An 18123-nucleotide genomic window follows, 5' to 3' on the forward strand; every position below is an offset into this window, starting at 1 on the left:
GCGGTTAGCGGTGGGGAGCATTGCTAGTCGCGATCGGGGACGTCCATGGGCAGGTGTGGAAGCTGCGGGATCTATTGCAGCAGATCCATGAGTTGCCGCTGGCGGAAGATGACCGGATCGTCTTCGTCGGCGACTATGTGGATAGGGGCCCGGAGGTGGCGCTCACGTTGGACCTGCTCATCCAGCTTCGCGACCAGCGGCCGAACACCATATTCCTGCGCGGGAACCACGACCAGTCGATGATGGACGTTCGCGACCTGCTCGACCCCGGCCGGGAGACGGAGCTGAGATTCGACGATGTCTCCTGGTGGTTTCAATACGGCGGAAGGCAAACGATGGCGTCCTACGGAGGAGAAAACGACTGGTACCGGCAAGTGCCGCCGACCCATTGGCAGTTTCTAGAAACGACGGGCATGGAGCACCGCGAGTCCGGCTACATCTTCGTCCATGCGGGGCTCCTTCCCAAGGGGATGCGGTGGTTCGACGCGGCCGATCCGAGGCTCTGGATCCGCGAAGCGTTCCTTGAATCGGACGACGACTTCGGCGGAACCGTGGTGTTCGGCCACACGCCGACACGCGATGGAGAGCCGCTCGTCCAACCTAACAAGATCGGGATCGACACCGGCGCCGCGTATGGCGGTCCGCTCACGGCGGCATTACTCGAACCGGACCATATCGTCCGATTCTTGCGAGCCGATTGAGATTAGTTACTCAACCGGCCAAGGGTGAGGTGACGGGCGGCCGGGTAATACACCGGGCTACCGTTCGCGAGGCTCCAGGTGTAGGCGAGGATCGCGCCGTTCTTGGTGAACACCTGCATCAAGCCGCGACCGACCCCGCCGGTAGCGAATGTCGTGTTGGGGCCGAGATTAAAGACGCGGGTGTCTTGAGAGTGGTTGCTCTTGCTGCAATCGATCACCTCGATCTGCCAAGTCGTCACTCCGGCACCGTCGGTACCCATCGCTTGGGCTCCGCGAACCAGCATCACATGGCCCGTGTTGTCCGAGCCGTCGAAGTACTTCGCCACCAGTAGATCGCCCGGAAGGATGTTCGAAAAATTGGAGACCTTCTGAAAACCGTAGAGGTTTCCCTCGATCGCGTCGTGATACATCGCCGCGGTCGGACTGGCACTGGAAAATCCAGCCCCCTTGGCCGTCCAGCCGGGATAGCTGTTCTGAAGCAGCAAGGTCATGAAGTTGTTGCACTGCGCGTACGCTCGAGCGGTGGGACCCCAAAAAACGTAGGCGTCGGCCCAAGCGGCTCCGTATCGGTTGAGGGGAGTGCCGGTGGCGTCGGTAAAGATGCCGTTGTCTCCCTGGGTGCGGAGCGTCGTCACCAGTTGGTCAGCGGCCGCCAGGTGGGTCGGGGTGGAAGCCGCCGCGAACGCCTGCATCGCCCCAAGGATCAGAGCCGCCACAATCTTCATCGAATTCTTCTTTGCCATTTCGTTCCTTTTCAACCTCGGGGATTGTGGTGGCCGGTCTTGCCGCCTCGCCGGCCAACTGGTACCTCCGGCCCAGCAGTTGGGCGGATAGGCCCAGCCCGTGGTGCGGCGTACACTGTCTGCCATGAGTGGAAAGCTAGATAAGCCGAAGCCACTCGACTACTTGGTCATGATCGGCGGCCCGATCTTGTTCATGGCCATCGCTTGGTGGGGCCTCCATACGCTCGCCGGCGGCGGAACGTCGGAGACGCCGTTTGAGAGGTTGAGGAACGGCGCGATCCATCCCGGCATGACTCAAGAGGAGGTGGTCCGAGCAGTGGGACCGCCGAAAGCGGAGGTCCAGCGCGAAACCGGCGGCGCATCTTACCGATATATGCGAAGCACCTGGGACACCCAACGAGCGACGTTCCTAGAAGAAGACGCCTACGTGGACTTCGACCGCGACGGCCGAGTCAGCGGTATAAACTTCGAAGCCAAAACCCCCGACCCGCCGAAGTGAGGAGATTGCCGTTAGGGCCGGGATTCATGTTGACTGTGGCGTGTGGCTTGTGAACTGATGGTACGAATGCGACCTACGGGACACCTGAGACCCATGCGACTCAGATGTCCCATCCGTCCCATCGTCTAGGGTAAAGCCTCACGCTAACACCGTAACACCGCAATGACCTACCTTGCTCTCGGCGATTCTATTAGTATCGATGACTACACCGGTTCAAAAGGGGGTGGGGCGGCGAGCCAGTTGGCTCGGCGGCTGCAAGCCGATTCGTTTATCGACCTCACCAGGGACGGAGCCGTGAGCGCCGGTGTGCTGCACGAGCTTCGAGTGGCGGCTACCGGATCGCATCTCCCCAAGGTTGACGCGGTTACGCTCACAATCGGCGGCAACGATCTCCTCTCCGGATACTTCTTTCGAGAAATCGGCGAACGAAGATCGGAAGTTGTCGGGATCGGGCCGTTGCGTGAGAACCTAGTCGCGATCGCGGAGCTTCTGAGGCAGTTAAATTGTCCGGTCGTGTTGAACACCATCTACGATCCGACCGATGGCGACGACGCGCGAGCCGTCGACATCGGGCTCCCGATGGAGGCGCGGCAAGCCTTGGTTGCCGCGAACAACTTGATCTGTGAGACGGCCGAGCGGTACGGGTTCTTGCTGTGCGACCTGGAAGAGCTCTTTCACGGACACGGGTTTTGGTCGCAAACACCTTGGATCGTCATGCACATCGAGCCCAACCTCCTCGGCGCCGCGCAGATCGCGCGAGCCTGGCACCAACTCCTGACCGCCTAACGCAGTCGGTATGCGTATTTAGATGAGCCTCAAACGTACATGAGGCATAAGGCCAGACCTCGGAGAGGTCCCCAGAAATTAGCCCCGGGTCAGCAGACCCGGGGAAAGGACGGCCATCCTCCCCGACCCCGGCAGGCGGTCGCAGAATTAAAATGCACTGTAGAAGTGGGTATGAGGCACCCGGTGAGCCGGCGCGGCCGCAGGATCGATCGTCCGCGCGAACTCGACGACATCCGGAAGCAGATCGAGAAAGTCGGCTCGTAAGCCGTCGAGGTGAGGAAGCGCGACCTGAACCCCCTCCGCCACCGGCCCCGGACGGCGCAGCCGGGTCGAGAGGTATCGAAGAATCCGGGAGATGTGTTCCAAGTCGTGGAACCGCTCCAACCATCGGTCGCCGATCATCCGGGGAAGGCGAGTTTGCAGCGGTTCCGGCAAGACGTCTAGCCGCGTAAGCAGCGCCGAGTACGACTCGGAGGCGAACGCCTCCAACGGCCGCATCGCGACGACGTCCCAAGACGTCGCCAGCAGATAGTCGTTAAAGACGTCGACCACGATCGGGCCGTAACGGCCGATCCTCAAGCGCGCGCACGCCCGTACCGTCGCCGGATGATCGTCGACGAACGCGTCGATCTGGCGGTGCATCTGAACGGCGGCACGGATCGCCGGAGTGAAACGCTCACCTACCGTACCTTTCACCCAGTCCGCCGCCAAGTTTCCCGCCATCGAATCCGCGTCGGCGGACGCCAGAAAAAGGTGGGCGAGGTGATTCATGAGATATCTGGGCGCGCGGTGGCGTCACACTAAAGCGGGTGAAGATACTCCCATTCGCACTATGAGGAATCGGTTCGTAACCTCGCTGCCCCTTCTGTCGCTCGCGTTCGTCGCCGTGTCTTGCCGCCAGGAGCCGCCGAAGCCGGTCGTACTGACGCCCCCACCCGCAACGAGCGGGGTCGCGGAAGTACAACGCCCGCCGTTCACCGAGATTTCGATGCGTTCCCAGGGGCAGCGGGTTCCCGTGATCATGTATCACGACATTATCGACCGGCGCGATCGGAACGCGGTCTGGTTCGACACCACGCTAGAAGAGTTCCAGGACCAGATGAAGCAGCTCCAGGAATGGGGCGCCGTCCCGATCTCGCTGGATCAGCTCTACGACCATCTCACGAAAGGGACCCCCGTTCCCGAAACGGCGATTGTCCTCACCTTCGACGATAACTACCAAGGGTTTTATGATCGGGCGCTGCCGATTCTTCGGCAGAACAAGTACCCCGCCGCCGTTTTCGTCCACACCGGGTTTGTCGGAAACAAAGAGGGGCTGCATCCGAAAATGGACTGGACGGAGTTGCAAGAGCTGGTTAAAGATCCGTTGATCACCATCGGCAACCACACGATCACCCATCCAACGGACCTCACCAAGCTAGATCCCGAGGCGCAACGGAAGGAGATCTTCGAAGCAAAGGCCGACCTCGAGCAGCACCTCGGAAAGAAGATCGACTACTTCGCCTATCCGGAGGGGAACAACGACCTGATCACTCAGGGGCTCGTGCGGGAGGCCGGGCATAAGATGGCGTTCACCGTCCATAACGGCCCCGCCGAAGAATCCCCGAACATCGTCGCCGTCGACCGCTACATCCAGACGAAGCTGAAAAACGCCTGGGACGACCGGGAGACCGACCTCAAAGGGGGCGTCCTGGGCGTCTTGCGATCGCCGATCAAAGACGCGCCCGTCAAATACCAGGAGGTCGAGCAGGAAGGGGTCAAGCTCGGGCTGATCACCGGTGGGGTGCCCACGAGCCTAATGTCCCCAACCCGCGAAGGGGTCCTCGATTTCATCAAGCGCACTCCCGGTTCGGTTGCCGGAATCAACGGCGGCTTCTTCGCGATGGCCGCGGTCGCGGCGACGGATAACAAGATGGTCGGCCCGTGCAAGACTGCCGATATGCCCGAGGTTGCCCCTGATCTGGAGCAGTTCCGCTGGGAGAAGCTTCGCAACCGGCCGCTCGTCGCCTGGAGTCAAAAGGAATTCGCGATTGTCCCTTTCGTGCCGGAATCGATGCACGATGCCTCCGTCTTCGCCGACTTTATGCCGGACATGACCGACACCTTCTTGGCCGGCGTCTGGCTGGTCCACGGCGGCGTCGCCCGCGAGCGGGACGACATGGATACGTTCTCCTCCAAAGACATTCAGGACGCCCGAAAGCGGGCGTTCCTCGGCGTCATGGCGGACGGCTCGTTCGTCATCGGAGCATCGCTGGAGTCGGTTTCGTCCGCGAACCTCGCCAAGGCGATCGCCGCCGCCGGCGTTTCGGAAGCGGTGCTTCTCGACTCTGGGTTCTCGACGTCCTTGGTCTACGGCCAGTCGATCAAAGCGTTCGGCCATAGCACCCCGACGAATCCTTCCCGCCCGATCCCCCACGCCGTCCTAATCAAAGGCGTCCTCGATCCCGCCACCGCCCCCCTAGGCGCTCCCGATCCGGCGGCTCCGGTCTCCACCGACGAGCGGCCGCACCGCCGCCGTCGCCACCGCCGAAAGTAGAGGGAGGAACTCTCAGGACGGTCGGCTTTTTCGCTTCAGTCTCGTTACCTCGTGTGAGTGTCTTTGGGCGGAAATCGTTCGCCTCAAGGTCGAAGGGTCACAAACTTCGAACAGTTCGTTTCGCCAGTCCACGGTGGGTATCGGGTCGTCAACTTTTATGCCGTGAAAGTAGCGGTGACCTCGCCAGATGACGCCAAATGATCGAGCGGAACCTATCCGATAGATGCCGACCAACTGGGGCGGCCCCTCGCTGTAGGGGTCTCGCTTTTGATGAAGTAAAGCGTCGCAGAGAGCGGAGTAAATTGCCCGGGTAGTGTTTGCAGCAGAAGTTTCGCGCCACTTGGCCAATGCCTTCACAATGAAAGTGCTTCCGCTACCGTCAATGAATATGATCTCGGAAGTAGAAGGCAGAGGTAGCTCAATCCAAGTCGCACCCCCAGGAACGCATATCATCTGGAAAACTCGAAAACGTTTGTCCGCTTCCCGAGTGGCCATCACGATTCGTATCTCGTCCTCGCCAAATGTTGGAGCGGAAACCATCGCATTTGCCGCGAATTTGCAGGCCGCCTCGACCCGGGCTTCTGTTGTCAAACCTTGCGCATCTATGGCTTCGAGATAGCTTTGGACCCGCGGAATGATCTGCGCCGCGAAGAATCCATGGCCGACGCACCCGAAGATCCACGTCGTCTGTGGTGATGCATAGGCTTTCTGTCCGCAATCCCACTTTGTTCTCGGCGCTTTTCCGTCCGTGCTCTTGACAAGCGACACTCGACTATCTGTGGCAATGTAAATGGACGCAGTTCCTCTACTGTCGACTCCGGCCCAGCAAACAAGCGAACTCATTTCGCTGCTATACTATCAGTAAGTTGCGGTGGGAACTGCCGATCGCAACTCCGCCCGTAAGGTCGAGGTGACCCGCCCTATCGACGAAAGTTGATAGGGCGGGGCGGTTTGTGGTTCGGCTCAGGCTGGCGACTCTCCTATAACTGCAACCCAGACGGCATCCGCGGTGTAATCTACTCCCACGTGAGCGTCGTTGCCCGCATTCAGAATCTCGTCGTCCAGTACGGACGATTTACCGCGCTCAATGGGCTGACGTGTGATATCCCCGAGGGTGCCACCGGACTGCTGGGGCCTAACGGCGCCGGCAAGACCACCCTGCTCAAAACCCTCCTCGGCTTCGTGAAGCCGGCGAGCGGTACCGGCGAAGTGCTCGGAATCGATATCCGCACCGGCGATCGAGCCATCCGCCAAAAGATCGGCCTCATGCCCGAGCAGGACTGCCACATCCCTGGCATGAGCGCCGTCTCCTTCGTCGCTTACGCCGGCGAACTGGCGGGAATGCCTCCCGAGCAAGCGCTACGGCGCGCCCACGAGGTGCTCGAGTACTGCGGCCTCGGCGAAGCGCGATACCGAAACGTCGAAACCTATTCGACCGGTATGAAGCAGCGCATCAAGCTAGCCCAAGCGCTCGTTCACGGCCCCAAGCTCCTCCTTCTCGACGAGCCGACGAACGGCCTCGACCCCGCCGGGCGCGAAGACATGCTCGAACTGGTTCGCTCTGTGTCGCACGGCAAAGGGGTAAACGTTCTCGTTTCGTCGCACGTGCTGCCCGATATCGAGCGGGTCTGCGACCGCGTGATCGTTATCATGGGCGGTCAGCTCCGGGCCGCGGGCACGATTAAGGATCTCAAACGGATCGAGGGCCATCCCGTCGACGTCGAGCTCCGAGAGGTCTCTCCCGAGTTCGTGAAAACGATGCGGGAGCGAGGGGCAAATGTCGAGCTCCTTAAATTCACGACCTACCGGGTTCAACTGCCCGGCCTCCCCGAGGAGGTCGCGCGTAACGTGATCGAAGGAGCCCTCAAATCGAGAGCCCAGGTACGCGGCCTCACACTCGCCGAACGATCCCTGGAAGAAGCGTTCCTCGACGCCGTTGCCCCGCTTCCCACTCCCGCGCCCTCGCTCGCGCCGACCGCCTAACGACCATGGCTTCTCCCATTGCCGATCTCAGCTATCGAAATTACGACGGGCCGATGCTCCCGCCAGTCAACCGCTGGTGGGCTATCGCCAAGATGTCGATACGGCTCGCGCTCAAGAAGAAGGGATTTTGGATCTGGTCAGTCATGTCGGCCTACTGGTATCTGATTCTCATCGCGATCCTCTACTTTGTCGACAACCTCTCGAACGGTCCGCTCGGTCAAAAGAACCCGTTCCTGAGTTCGATGGTTTGGAAAGATCAGTTCTTAAACGCTTTCTCGATCTCTCAGATGCTCCTCTTCATCGTGGCGCTGCTGATCGGGGTCGGCACAATTGCGAATGACAATCGGGCGAACGCGCTTCTCGTGTACCTAAGCAAGCCGTGTTCGAAGCTGGACTACCTGATCGGCAAGTGGTTTGGCATCTTCTTGCTGATCACCGCGGTGACGGCGGCCCCCACTCTTCTCTTCTACCTGTACGGTGTGTTGAGTTACCGGCAATACGGCTTCCTCTCTGAGGATCCGATGCTCATCTTTAAGCTCCTCGCCATGTCGACGATCCCCGGAATCGTTCACGCGAGCCTTGCCATTGGCATCAGCGCGATGTTCAGTCAGGGGAGATTGGCCGGAGCCACCTACGCCGGCCTTTACTTCATGACCCTCTTCTTTACGAAGGCGATGCAAGTCACGAGCTCGGTGAATCAGTTCAACCACCATTCTGTGCCCCCAATCGTAAACAACCTCTACTACTGCAGCGTCGATGGAATCCAAATTGGGCTCGCCAAGTTGGTCCTCGGTACCGACGGAAGCAGCATCCTACCGATGCAAGCGGGAGGAGGGGGCGGAAGAGGACGAAACTTTAACCCGATGCCGATTCCGATGCCGCACGCGACCTTCATCCTTCCCCTCGCGCTCGCTCTTTGCGCCGGTGCGCTGTGGATCGCCTGGTACCGAGTCCGCGCGGTGGAGGTGGTCGGTTGATCACCCTTCAAAACGTCTCCCGCTGGTACGGACAGGTCATCGGACTTAACGACGTCAACTGCACCATCGGTCCCGGCCTGACCGCGCTTCTTGGCCAAAACGGCGCCGGCAAAAGCACGTTGATGCGGCTGGTGACCGGCCAGATCAAACCGACAACGGGCGAGCTGAAAGTCTTCGGCATGGAGCCGTTTGCTAACCCAGAGGTGTACCGTCGGCTCGGCTACTGCCCGGAGATCGACAACTTCTACGAGCATTACTCGGGACGGGATTTCGTCCGTTTCTTGGCTCGGTTGGACGGCATGTCGGCCTCCGAAGCCAAGATCCGAACCGAAGAGGTCATCGCGATGGTCGGCATGAGCGACCGAGCCAACCGAAAGATCCAGGGATACAGCAAAGGGATGCGCCAGCGCATCAAGCTCGCCCAGGCGATGCTCCACAACCCCGACATCATCCTGCTCGATGAGCCGTTGAACGGCCTCGACCCGGTCGGACGGCGCGAGTTCATCGACGTTCTCGGGGGCCTTGCCGCCGGTGGAAAGTGCATCGTGGTTTCCTCGCACATCCTGTTCGAGGTCGAACAAATGACCCGCTCGATCCTGCTGCTGCATCGGGGGCGTTTACTAGCGACGGGCGATCTGCGCGACATCCGCGATCTCATCGACAAGCACCCGCACAAGATTCGGATCGAAACCGACAACCCCCGGCGGGCGGCCGAACTGCTGGCGCCGCTTCCAAACGTGGTGAGCATGTCGTTCGACCGCAAAGGAGACGCGTTGCAGCTCGAAGTTCGCGATCCAAACAGTTTCTACGATTCGCTGTCCGGCATCGTGCTGGAGAAGCAACTCGAGATCCGGAGCTTCAGCAGCCCGGACAACAACCTTGAATCGGTGTTCAAGTACCTGGTGGAGGCCTAACGCTTTGGGATCGGCAATTTTCGGACAGGCAATGCGCGAATATTTGCGGCCCAAGCGGCTCTTGCCGTGGATCGGGCTGTCGTTCCTGTGCCTGCTCTTAGCCCACTTTTGGTCGACCCTCGACCCTTCGTCTAAGCCGGATGGCAGGTATGCCACCGTCTCTTCGATCCTGGTGTATCGCCTCCTCGCGCTCGCCTCGGCGATCTTCACCACCGCCATCATCACCCAGGAAGTCGAGCAGCGCACGATCGTCTACCTTCTGACTCGGCCCGTGAAGCGATCCACCTTGCTGCTGGTGCGCTACGCCGCCTCGGTCCTCGTCGTGACCATGCTCGGAGTATTCGGCGCGGTTCTTACAACCTTAGGAGCATTCAACGGGCTGGGTGGGAATTCGATGCTGGCGACCGACATTCTGGCCATGTCGATCGGAGCGATGGCCTATGGAGCGCTCTTCCTCTTCGTAAGCTTGCTCTTCAACCGATCGCTGATCATCTGCGCCCTCTTCGCCTTTGGCTGGGAAGCCTCGATTCCGAATATGCCCGGCGAGATGTACCGGCTTTCGATCTTCAGCTACCTCCAAGCGATCGCTCAACACCCAAGCCAGGGCGACAACAAGGGCCTCGCCTTGCTAACCGGTACCGCCGGAGATAACGCGATCACCCGCAACTCCGCGTTCATGACGCTCGGCATCCTCGTCGTCGTCATGCTCGCCCTCTCCGCCTGGTGGTTCACCAAGTTCGAGTACGTGCCGCGAGAAGACTCGGAGTAATTCTGCAAAGAGTCGGCGAGCACCGCGATGGCCTCAGGTTCTAATTCTCACCGGTAGGTGTAATTGTCACAAACGCGCCTACCGGCAAATCCGCTAAGGCGGCCAATACTTGCGGTACCAGCGGCGAGATACCGCGGAGATCTGCAAAGAGTGCGTTCAGGGTGATGATGCTTATGGTGCGGCCCTTGAGGTTTTGCTGATAACGCATGTTCTTGTCGCCCGTGATAAGAACGACAAAGCCCGCCTTCTCCGCAGCGCCAAACCGGTCGCCGTTGTAAAGTTCAGCCCATCCGAGGTGGCGAGCGTGCACCACCTCGTGACCCGTCAAGAGCCGCCCGAAGCGATGATCGATGTTGTTGTCGAGCAGAACTCGCACTACGCGACGAGTTCCAGCCCGAAAGTTTGGCGGGCGACATTCTGCTGCCACTGAACGACGGCAAGTGCCTGTTCGGCGGTCACGTCGGGAAACCCTTCGAGAAAGTCCGACACCGGTAACCCATGACCTAGGGTGTCTAGCAATGCTTGGACCGGAACGCGAGTCCCCTTGAAGCGGACCGCGCCGCTGATGATCTCCGGCTGAGCCGCAAGGACCTCTTTTAACTCTTCGGGAATTACCATGGGTTACATCCTCAATCTGCTTGGACGCTATCACAAATTGTAGCGTTTCCTCTCAGCGATGTCGCTCCGGATCCTGAAGGGCGTCGGGAGGTCAACCGAGGGGCTATGCTAAGCCCATGAAGATCGTCGTCTTTACCGGCGCGGGGGTCAGCCGGGAGAGTGGGCTGCTCACGTTCCGCGACAGCGAGGATGGTCTGTGGAATGGGTACAGCATCCACGAAGTTGCCTCCATGAAAGGGTGGTGGGCCGATCCCGCAAAGGTGCTTGATTTCTACAACATGCGCCGCCGAGAAGCGAGGCAGGCGGAGCCGAACGACGCCCATCGCGCCATCGCTGAGTTGGAAAAGGATCACGATGTCACCGTCATCACCCAAAACGTTGACGACCTGCACGAGCGGGCCGGCAGCACGAACGTCATCCACCTCCACGGCGAGCTGTTCAAGGTCCGGGCAATCGACGAAGAGGAAACCAATACGCTCCCCTGGGTTGACGACCTCGTCCTCGGCGACGTACACCCCGAGAAGGGCACCCAGCTAAGACCCCACGTCGTCTGGTTTGGAGAAGGTCTCCCCGAGCTAGACCGTGCTATGAAGATCGCCCTCGACCCCGGAGTCGATGTCCTCATCGTGGTGGGAACGACCCTAACCGTCTACCCCGCCGCCCTCATCGCCACGGAAACAAACGCCTGGCACGTCTTCGTCGTCGACCCGAACCCGCCGGAGTTAATGCTCGCGAACGTCCGCTACATCCGCGAGCCGGCAACATACGGAATGAAATTGGTAACCGAGGCGATTAAAGCGCTCCCGCTCTACGAAGAACACTGGGAAGGGGAGGCCGCTCTCGAGAGCGGCGGTCCGGGTGCCTACTGATAGATGTCGCGCCGGATCACAAACATCGTCCGCCGCAACTGCCCGTATACCAAACGCTTCGCATGGCCATCCAGCCATACGGTCGTTGTTCCGTTGGTATGGAGGAAGTTGAAGTGGTCGCTGAGCGCCTTATCGTTCGGGGGCACGTTGAACCAATCGGCCGGCTGCAAGAAGTTACAGAGCGGAACCGTAGCTCCGTGCTCCCACGCCATTAGGGTGCTCGCCGACTCCTCGACCTCGCTGTTTCCCGCGCCGGTGGTCTGAATGAAACCTTCGACCGTGGTCACGCTCTTCGCGCTCGCCCCGTATTCGTTACCTTGCGCCTCGGGATGACTCTCGTAAAACGCCGACGGGTGGCTCGAATCGAATCCGTCGATCGCGATCGCTAACTGGGCTCCGGAGGGCCGGTTCGGACATCTCTTCACATCCTCGTTCTTGAGGTAGATGTCGATCATCCCCTCTCGAACCGGGTTCTTGGCCGGCTTCTGCATATCGCCGGAGTAACCCGGCATTCCCGGCGCATTGTTGTTGTCCCAGCCGATCCAAAACCGCTGCGGAGAGAAGCCCGCCTTCGGTTCGTACTGACAAATGGGGAACCAGGTGTCGTCTTCGTCCCCCAAGTAAAGCTGCGCCGCCAGCCCCGTCTGCTTCATGTTGCTGATGCAGACCGCCTGTTTCGCAGCGTTCTTGGCTTGAGCGAAAACCGGGAAAAGAATTGCGGCGAGGATGGCGATGATCGCGATCACCACCAGTAGTTCGATCAAGGTAAATGCGCGGCGTCGCATAACAGTGATCGTAACACGTACATTACGGTTTCACCAGTTCCGTAAAAGATTGTTGGAGGTCCGAAAAGACATCGCCATGATTGTGAGCACCGGATTGAATCCACCGTTCGTCGGGTGCGCCGATCCGTCCGCGACGTACACGTTCTTCGTGCCGTGTACGCGGCCGTTCGTATCGACTGCCGATAGAGCTGGATCTTCACCCATCCGGCACGTTCCGGCCTGGTGCTGCCCGGCCGACAGTCGTAGCTCCGGCTGGCGGCTGTAAACCACCTCCGCCCCCGCTCCCACCAGCCATTCCTTGGCCCGGTCGGTCATGTAGCTCGTCGTGCGGAGGGTCTCGGGGTGAGTCGTGCCGCCGAGGCGCGCCGCCGGCAGGCCGAGCTTGTCGGTGACCACCGGGTCCAAGGTAACCCGGCACTCCGGGGAAGGGATCTCGTGAACCGGCCCCATCACCTGAATAAACCGCCGATACGTGTCCCGCATCCAGCGCTTATGCTCCAATCCCCAAGCCGGCACGTTCTCCGGTCGGAACCACTTGGCGTACACGATCGGGAGAGTCACAAAATCGTCCGCCAGCATCCCTCCGCCTACGATTCCGTCGTTGCCGTGGTTGAACTTGAGGGTAGAGATAGAAGCCCCCGGTCCGACCCCGTCCCAGACCGGATCGGGCATCAACCCCCACGCCACCGCGTAGTAGTGCCCCTGCAAATTTCGTCCGACATGGTCGTTCCCCAATCCGGAGATCATCAGCAACCGGGCCGTTTCGATCGCCCCACCAGCGACGACGATCACGTCCGCCTCGGCTCGGATTTCATGGCCATGCCAGACGTAGGTAACCCCCGTCGCCTCCCCCTGCTCGTGGACGATCTTGGTGACCGATGCCTCGGTAATCAGCTCGCATCTTCCGGTGGCCGACGCGCGTGGGATGACCGTGTTCTGAGTCCCATTCTTGGCGTTGGTGGGGCATTGGAATCCGACACAGTGCTGGCACTCCGCGCACGCGCCCCTGCCGTTCCGGGGGACCATATTGATCAGCAGCGGCGGCGCCTGGGTATCCCACCCGAGCCGCTCCGCTCCGGCCGCGAGCCGGCGTCCTTTCTCGGTCGTACGCCCGCGCGGCATCGGATACTCCCGCCGAGCCGGCATCTCTGGCGCCGGCGGTCCGCCGGAAACGCCGATCTCCCACTCCGCCATTTCGTAGTAAGGGGCCAGCTCGTCGTAGCCGAATGGCCAATCGACCAGCGAGCTCCCTTCCGGGACCCCGTAAGTGGAAGCCATACGAAAATCGAGCGGGTGATACCGCCAAGCTTGTCCGCCGTAGACCAGAGTTCCGCTCCCCACCGCGGAGGCGATGTTGCTCCAACGTCCATCGTTCGGCTGCACCACCGTTTCTTTGCCGTCTTCGACGAAGACGCGTGGATTCCCCTTCAACTCGGGACCGGTGTTGTGGCCGTATTGGGATAGTCGGTGGTTCCGCAGGTGGTCCCGAGTCTCGTCTTCCCACTCCAGCAACCGTCCCCGTTCCAGCAGGAGCACCCGCTTGCCTCCCTCGGCCAGCACGCAAGCGGCGATTCCCCCTCCCGCGCCGGAGCCGATCACGATCGCGTCGTATCGCATCAGGCGGTCACCTTAAACCCGACCATCTGCCAAGCCACTCCGCCACGGTTTCCGCCGTTCCCCGGGTCCGCGTAGTACCCCTCGATCGTCTGGCTTGCCACAAGATCGATCAACGACCATTGGAGAAGGAGAGCGTCCTGACGGCCCGGATTGAGGGCGGCAAATGAATCGCCCAGCTCGGTGAGCCCCTCGGCGTAACGAGCTTCCAGGCCTTGCTCGGCGATGAGATGGCGAAGGAACTCTAGAACTCCCACTTGTGTGGCGGAGGGCCATTCGTCGGCCGGTACGATCCGGTCGACGACGGCGGCGAGGGTGCTCCAATGCGCTTCGGACAGCTCCATCGCCGCCAAGCATACGCCGTATCACGTTCCGAGTAACATGCTCCCCGGTAATGAAGAAGGTCTGGGGTGGTGCGTTTAGCGAGTCTTCGAACGACTTGGTCGACCGGTTCGGTCAGTCGATCGAGTCGGATCTGAATTTTTGGCAGGAAGATATCATCGGCTCCGTCGCCCACGCTCGCATGCTGGGCGAAGTTGGGATCATCACCAAGGAAGAGGCCGACATCCTGATCCGCGGCCTCGAAAAGATCCACGAAGAGGGGCCGGATTTCCTCCACCTGGACGTCGAGGACGTCCACACCGCCATCGAGATCCGCCTCAAGGAGCTGGTGGGAGACGTCGGGGGCAAGCTCCACACTGCCCGCAGCCGCAACGACCAGGTAGCGACCGATACCCGCCTCTACGTTCATAACCAATTGATCGAAGTCCAGGACCTGATCAAGAAGCTCCAAGGGCTTCTGCTGCGGAAGGGCGAAGAATTCCAGGGCGCGATCATGCCGGGATACACCCACCAGCAGCGGGCTCAACCCATCACCCTCGGCTTCCACCTGATGGCCCATTTTTGGGCGCTACAGCGGCACGGATGGAGGGCCGAGCGACTGTTCGAGCTCGCCAACTACTCCCCGCTCGGCGCTGCCGCCCTCGCCGGAACCAGTTTCCCGATCGACCGGGAAATGACCGCGAAGGAACTCGGCTTCATCGCCCCAATTCCAAACGCTCTCGACGCCACCAGCGACCGGTCGTACATCCTCGACACCCTGCACCTTTGCGCGCTCATCATGCTGGATCTCTCCCGGATCTCGCAAGAGCTCGTCCTCTATTCGGGCCGCGAGTTCGCATTTGTGAAGCTTAGCGACACCGTGACTACGGGAAGCAGCATCATGCCGCAGAAGCGAAACCCCGACATGGCCGAGTTGATCCGCGGCCGAACCGCCCGCGCCGTGAGCAACTGGGTCACCCTTGCCGGCGTGATGAAAGGCCTGCCCCTCGGCTACAACCGCGACACGCAGGAGGATAAGCCACCGCTGTTCGATTCCCTGCGCAAGGTCAAGGACAGTATCGAGCTCGTGTTCATGATGATCGACACCGCCGACTGGCAGCTCGATCGCATGGCGACGACCGTCCGGGGGGATTTCAGCACCGCGACCGATTTGGCCGATTACCTTGCCGCCCAAGGAATGCCGTTCCGCGAAGCCCACGAGCTCGTCGGCCAAGTCGTCCGCGGCTGCGATTCCTTAGGCTGCGCCCTCGAAGACCTCACCGAAGCCCAACTCGCGCAGATCGCTCCCGGCGTCCCCAAGGAAGCCTTAAGCGTCCTCCAACCGGAAGACTCCGTCCGCCGCCGAGAATCCCTCGGCGCCCCCGGCCCCAACGCCATGGCCACCCAACTCGCCCACGCGCGACGAATGCTGGAAGCCGTCGGGTTCCCGAAGGTCGCCTAACCCGCCACCGTGGCATGGGCTTCCAGCCCATGTGTATCACGACCATCCTGGTCGTGCAAAGCCGCCAAGGGCAAGATGCCCTTGGGACACACGGGCTGGAAGCCCAATGCCATCCAGTTTTCGTGCCGGCCGCCTATTTAGACTGCGGTGGCCTGACACCGCTTTCTGTCCGCGAGCCTGCGAGCGAGCCACCGAGTCGCTCTCGATCCCGATTCTAAGGCTCCGTCGGCAGGAAAACGGCGGCAAATCTTGCCCTCCAACAAAAACTGGATGGCATTAGGCTGGAAGCCCGTGCCACGCCCGGAACCTAGCCCACGAGGACGATGTATTTGTTCCACCGAAGGCCGTGTCTCACCCGGTGCTCAGACCGGGTGTGGATTGAAACAAGGCGAACGACGGGATCTATGCCTCGAACGGAGGTCTCATCTGGTCCCCCGACCGGGTGCGGTCCCTTCGCGCCCTGCGCCCCGCGCTTCCCCCCGCAGGAGGAGGCCAAAGGCCACCACGTGCGTGACGAAGAGCACCGGGACGTAGATTGTCGGGATCGCGAAGTTTGCGCCGAGCTGGCCCGAGACGGAGGGCAGGTCCAAGCGGACCGCGTTTGCCGTATCGATGACAAGGTCTGCCATTCCGGCCAAGTTGAATAGCCAAACCATCGGCCAGAAAATTTTCGGCCGCCGATAGCTCACCAACGCCCCGATCGCCAACGTCGCGGCTAGAAAGTCGCCGTAGGCGGCCGTGACCGCAAAGTCCGAGGGCAGATGTGCGCCAACCACCCCGGGCAACAGGAACGTGAGGCCGTAGTACCGAAAGCTGTGGATGGTCGCGATGAGGCGGTTTGCGCTCAAACGATCCATCGATTTGACCTTTGGCCAAAAGTAGTGAATCGCGAAAAGAGTCGCCACAACGTATCCGGTAACCAGGTCGACGAGAAAAATGCTAGTTGGATTCATGGCCTACCTCCTCGGGTCAGATTCGGGTCGAGCCCGGCTTGCGGGCGATGAACAGATAGACGCGCAAGCGGCCGTCGCGCAGACCCTCGGTGAGGTTCTGTACGGCATCTCTTGCCCGCCCGCCGACCAGCGAGACGAGGTTAAGCGGCGGCATCTCGCCCGACTGCATCAGCCGCCCAAGCTCGGCAAATCCCTGGACGGCGAGCGGCGTCTTGTCTTCCGCCGAAATCTCTTCGAAGCCGGCGGTCAAAAGCGCTTCGATGATCGCATGGGGCGGTGCCACGAAGCTAGAACTAGGGTCGGCCGCCCACGGCATCGGGTAATTCGGAGCCTCGCCGCCGGACAGAACCACGTCGTAGATCGCGATCCTGCCGCCCGGCTTCAGCACCCGGAACACTTCGGAATAGAACCGCGGTTTGTCTTCGATGTTCATCCCGGCGTGCTGGGTCATCGCGTCATCGAACTCGGAGTCGTCGAACGGAAGACGAAGCGCGTCCCCACACGTGAAAGACACCCGCCCCGTTTGTCCGGTGCGCTCCGTCAGGTAGTTCGCAATCTCCACGTACTCGGGGGTCAGGTCCACTCCGGTGACGCGGCAGTCATACGCGTTCGCCAAGATTCGGGCAGGACCGCCGAATCCCGATCCGATGTCGAGAACGTGGCTTCCCGGCTTCGGATCTAACGCCGCCCCCACCTCCTCCGTCGCGGCCAGGCCGCCCGCGTGAAATTGATCCGCTAGGGCGAGCCGTCTCGGTTCGATACGCCCTTCCGAAAACCCGGACGTCTCGAGCGCGCTCTCGAGTCGCGCGCGGATTCCCTCGGTTCCGTAGAAGTTACTGACAGTTGCGTTGCTCATGTTTTCAGGTCTCCTAAATGAGGCTCATTAAATGATGATCGTCATACAATCGAAGTGCGACAACAGGTCTTGGGAGCGGCTTCATCACTCTTCAGAGGGTGCTGAGGAACTGGCGAAGCTGTTCGCGGGTGGCACGGAGGATTGCGGAGCTGAGATCGGGGTCCCCGCTCGCCCGGGCAAGGGCGACCGAGCCGCTCAGGGCCGAAAAAATGTAGATGGCGCGCTCCCGTTTCTGTGAGAGCGTGGCCCCCGGCAAGTAACCGGCCAGTACGTCGATCCCCTGTCGATACTTCTGGGCGAACTTCGCTTTCGATTGCGGAGACCTCCGCCCCTCCTCCGCGGTGAGCGCGGGAAGAATACAGCCGAAACCGGGATGGTCGCGGTGAAGCTCGCTTGTGTAGTGCTCGACGTAACCCATAACCCCACCCTTGAGAAGCGTCTCGGCGGCGGTCTCGATGCTACGTTCGAACGCATGCTCCATCGCCTGATCCTTGAGATCTTCTTTGTCTTCGAAATGAGCGTAGAAGCCGCCATGGCTGAGGCCCAGCTTCGACATCAGGGTGGCGATGCCGATCCCCTCGAAGCCGTGCTCCCGAAACTCCTGAGAAGCCCGCTCGACGATCTTCTTGTGGGTCTTCTCCTTATGGTCTTCCTGATATCTCATCGGATTGTATGATGTACATCATACCTTTCCTTTTCATAAAATCAAGGGTCCGGATTCTTCATTCATAATCCAG

20 protein-coding genes are annotated in these 18123 nt (G+C 60.8%); 10 read left to right on the forward strand and 10 right to left on the reverse strand.

Annotation, left to right across the window (positions count from 1 at the left end):
• The first annotated feature begins 20 nt into the window (after nt 1-20).
• Complete coding sequence (locus tag OP10G_RS11365) at nt 21-701, forward strand: metallophosphoesterase family protein (RefSeq protein WP_025225767.1); 681 nt, start codon at nt 21-23, stop codon at nt 699-701.
• Nucleotides 702-703: 2 nt separating this feature from the next.
• Here OP10G_RS11365 and OP10G_RS11370 read toward each other — a convergent pair whose 3' ends face one another.
• A complete protein-coding gene (locus OP10G_RS11370; protein ID WP_025225766.1) occupies nt 704-1444 on the reverse strand; it encodes a hypothetical protein in 741 nt (246 codons plus the stop codon).
• Between the two features lie 124 nt (nt 1445-1568).
• On the opposite strand from OP10G_RS11370, the gene OP10G_RS11375 reads away from it, so the two are divergent.
• Complete coding sequence (locus tag OP10G_RS11375; RefSeq protein WP_025225765.1) at nt 1569-1943, forward strand: hypothetical protein; 375 nt, start codon at nt 1569-1571, stop codon at nt 1941-1943.
• A gap of 162 nt (nt 1944-2105) precedes the next feature.
• A complete protein-coding gene (locus tag OP10G_RS11380) occupies nt 2106-2729 on the forward strand; it encodes an SGNH/GDSL hydrolase family protein (protein WP_025225764.1) in 624 nt (207 codons plus the stop codon).
• 147 nt (nt 2730-2876) lie between these two features.
• On the opposite strand, the gene OP10G_RS11385 is transcribed toward OP10G_RS11380, so the two are convergent.
• Nucleotides 2877-3500: an acyl carrier protein phosphodiesterase gene (locus OP10G_RS11385; RefSeq protein WP_025225763.1), complete on the reverse strand. Its 624-nt coding sequence runs from the start codon at nt 3498-3500 to the stop codon at nt 2877-2879.
• A gap of 61 nt (nt 3501-3561) precedes the next feature.
• On the opposite strand from OP10G_RS11385, the gene OP10G_RS11390 reads away from it, so the two are divergent.
• The 5 genes from OP10G_RS11390 to OP10G_RS11415 all read left to right on the forward strand — a co-directional run bounded on the left by OP10G_RS11390 (nt 3562) and on the right by OP10G_RS11415 (nt 9908).
• Nucleotides 3562-5265, forward strand: a complete 1704-nt coding sequence (locus tag OP10G_RS11390) for a polysaccharide deacetylase family protein (RefSeq protein WP_025225762.1) — start codon at nt 3562-3564, stop codon at nt 5263-5265.
• Nucleotides 5266-6291: 1026 nt separating this feature from the next.
• Complete coding sequence (locus OP10G_RS11400) at nt 6292-7248, forward strand: ABC transporter ATP-binding protein (protein WP_025225760.1); 957 nt, start codon at nt 6292-6294, stop codon at nt 7246-7248.
• Between the two features lie 5 nt (nt 7249-7253).
• Nucleotides 7254-8225: an ABC transporter permease gene (locus OP10G_RS11405; RefSeq protein ID WP_025225759.1), complete on the forward strand. Its 972-nt coding sequence runs from the start codon at nt 7254-7256 to the stop codon at nt 8223-8225.
• The gene (locus OP10G_RS11410) at nt 8222-9139 is read left to right on the forward strand and encodes an ABC transporter ATP-binding protein (RefSeq protein ID WP_025225758.1); all 918 of its coding nucleotides are present in this window, start codon (nt 8222-8224) and stop codon (nt 9137-9139) included. The genes OP10G_RS11405 and OP10G_RS11410 overlap by 4 nt, the downstream gene beginning before the upstream one ends.
• Before the next feature lie 31 nt (nt 9140-9170).
• Entirely contained in the window at nt 9171-9908 is a 738-nt protein-coding gene (locus OP10G_RS11415) for an ABC transporter permease (protein ID WP_025225757.1), read from the forward strand.
• A 40-nt stretch (nt 9909-9948) separates the two neighbouring features.
• Here the strand turns inward: OP10G_RS11415 and OP10G_RS11420 are convergent, their stop codons facing one another.
• Together OP10G_RS11420 and OP10G_RS11425 are read right to left on the reverse strand one after the other, a co-directional pair.
• On the reverse strand, nt 9949-10284 hold the full coding sequence (locus OP10G_RS11420; protein ID WP_025225756.1) for a DUF5615 family PIN-like protein: 336 nt from the start codon (nt 10282-10284) through the stop codon (nt 9949-9951).
• The gene (locus tag OP10G_RS11425) at nt 10284-10526 is read right to left on the reverse strand and encodes a DUF433 domain-containing protein (RefSeq protein ID WP_025225755.1); all 243 of its coding nucleotides are present in this window, start codon (nt 10524-10526) and stop codon (nt 10284-10286) included. Before OP10G_RS11425 ends, OP10G_RS11420 begins: the two co-directional genes overlap by 1 nt.
• 116 nt (nt 10527-10642) lie before the next feature.
• Between OP10G_RS11425 and OP10G_RS11430 the strand changes: the two genes are divergently transcribed.
• Nucleotides 10643-11395 (forward strand): SIR2 family NAD-dependent protein deacylase, encoded by a 753-nt coding sequence (locus tag OP10G_RS11430; protein WP_025225754.1) that lies wholly within the window; start codon nt 10643-10645, stop codon nt 11393-11395.
• Here OP10G_RS11430 and OP10G_RS24465 read toward each other — a convergent pair.
• From OP10G_RS24465 to OP10G_RS11445, 3 genes are read right to left on the reverse strand one after another with little or no spacing between them, the layout of a single operon-like run.
• Nucleotides 11389-12180: a prepilin-type N-terminal cleavage/methylation domain-containing protein gene (locus OP10G_RS24465; RefSeq protein WP_025225753.1), complete on the reverse strand. Its 792-nt coding sequence runs from the start codon at nt 12178-12180 to the stop codon at nt 11389-11391. The genes OP10G_RS11430 and OP10G_RS24465 overlap by 7 nt on opposite strands.
• 30 nt (nt 12181-12210) lie before the next feature.
• Nucleotides 12211-13797, reverse strand: coding sequence for a GMC family oxidoreductase (locus OP10G_RS11440; protein ID WP_038473011.1), 1587 nt, complete (start codon nt 13795-13797; stop codon nt 12211-12213).
• Complete coding sequence (locus OP10G_RS11445) at nt 13797-14138, reverse strand: gluconate 2-dehydrogenase subunit 3 family protein (RefSeq protein WP_025225751.1); 342 nt, start codon at nt 14136-14138, stop codon at nt 13797-13799. Before OP10G_RS11445 ends, OP10G_RS11440 begins: the two co-directional genes overlap by 1 nt.
• A gap of 50 nt (nt 14139-14188) precedes the next feature.
• On the opposite strand from OP10G_RS11445, the gene argH reads away from it, so the two are divergent.
• Nucleotides 14189-15577, forward strand: coding sequence for an argininosuccinate lyase (gene argH, locus OP10G_RS11450; RefSeq protein ID WP_025225750.1), 1389 nt, complete (start codon nt 14189-14191; stop codon nt 15575-15577).
• A 422-nt stretch (nt 15578-15999) separates the two neighbouring features.
• Here argH and OP10G_RS11455 read toward each other — a convergent pair whose 3' ends face one another.
• The 3 genes from OP10G_RS11455 to OP10G_RS11465 all read right to left on the reverse strand — a co-directional run bounded on the left by OP10G_RS11455 (nt 16000) and on the right by OP10G_RS11465 (nt 18050).
• Nucleotides 16000-16530, reverse strand: coding sequence for a hypothetical protein (locus OP10G_RS11455; protein WP_025225749.1), 531 nt, complete (start codon nt 16528-16530; stop codon nt 16000-16002).
• Between the two features lie 16 nt (nt 16531-16546).
• Complete coding sequence (locus tag OP10G_RS11460; protein WP_025225748.1) at nt 16547-17386, reverse strand: class I SAM-dependent methyltransferase; 840 nt, start codon at nt 17384-17386, stop codon at nt 16547-16549.
• A gap of 91 nt (nt 17387-17477) precedes the next feature.
• Nucleotides 17478-18050 (reverse strand): TetR/AcrR family transcriptional regulator, encoded by a 573-nt coding sequence (locus OP10G_RS11465; protein ID WP_025225747.1) that lies wholly within the window; start codon nt 18048-18050, stop codon nt 17478-17480.
• Nucleotides 18051-18123 lie beyond the last annotated feature (73 nt).

This window comes from Fimbriimonas ginsengisoli Gsoil 348 (assembly GCF_000724625.1).
Taxonomy (GTDB): domain Bacteria; phylum Armatimonadota; class Fimbriimonadia; order Fimbriimonadales; family Fimbriimonadaceae; genus Fimbriimonas; species Fimbriimonas ginsengisoli.

Bases quoted from the DNA above. Each gene is read 5' to 3' on its own strand.
- OP10G_RS11445 (WP_025225751.1), bottom strand. From the start codon at position 14,138: ATGGAGCTGTCCGAAGCGCATTGGAGCACCCTCGCCGCCGTCGTCGAC.
- OP10G_RS11390 (WP_025225762.1), top strand. From the start codon at position 3,562: ATGAGGAATCGGTTCGTAACCTCGCTGCCCCTTCTGTCGCTCGCGTTC.
- OP10G_RS11465 (WP_025225747.1), bottom strand. From the start codon at position 18,050: ATGAGATATCAGGAAGACCATAAGGAGAAGACCCACAAGAAGATCGTC.
- OP10G_RS11455 (WP_025225749.1), bottom strand. From the start codon at position 16,530: ATGAATCCAACTAGCATTTTTCTCGTCGACCTGGTTACCGGATACGTT.
- OP10G_RS11440 (WP_038473011.1), bottom strand. From the start codon at position 13,797: ATGCGATACGACGCGATCGTGATCGGCTCCGGCGCGGGAGGGGGAATC.
- argH (WP_025225750.1), top strand. From the start codon at position 14,189: ATGAAGAAGGTCTGGGGTGGTGCGTTTAGCGAGTCTTCGAACGACTTG.
- OP10G_RS11380 (WP_025225764.1), top strand. From the start codon at position 2,106: ATGACCTACCTTGCTCTCGGCGATTCTATTAGTATCGATGACTACACC.
- OP10G_RS11405 (WP_025225759.1), top strand. From the start codon at position 7,254: ATGGCTTCTCCCATTGCCGATCTCAGCTATCGAAATTACGACGGGCCG.
- OP10G_RS11415 (WP_025225757.1), top strand. From the start codon at position 9,171: ATGCGCGAATATTTGCGGCCCAAGCGGCTCTTGCCGTGGATCGGGCTG.
- OP10G_RS11425 (WP_025225755.1), bottom strand. From the start codon at position 10,526: ATGGTAATTCCCGAAGAGTTAAAAGAGGTCCTTGCGGCTCAGCCGGAG.
- OP10G_RS11375 (WP_025225765.1), top strand. From the start codon at position 1,569: ATGAGTGGAAAGCTAGATAAGCCGAAGCCACTCGACTACTTGGTCATG.
- OP10G_RS11370 (WP_025225766.1), bottom strand. From the start codon at position 1,444: ATGGCAAAGAAGAATTCGATGAAGATTGTGGCGGCTCTGATCCTTGGG.
- OP10G_RS24465 (WP_025225753.1), bottom strand. From the start codon at position 12,180: ATGCGACGCCGCGCATTTACCTTGATCGAACTACTGGTGGTGATCGCG.
- OP10G_RS11460 (WP_025225748.1), bottom strand. From the start codon at position 17,386: ATGAGCAACGCAACTGTCAGTAACTTCTACGGAACCGAGGGAATCCGC.
- OP10G_RS11385 (WP_025225763.1), bottom strand. From the start codon at position 3,500: ATGAATCACCTCGCCCACCTTTTTCTGGCGTCCGCCGACGCGGATTCG.
- OP10G_RS11430 (WP_025225754.1), top strand. From the start codon at position 10,643: ATGAAGATCGTCGTCTTTACCGGCGCGGGGGTCAGCCGGGAGAGTGGG.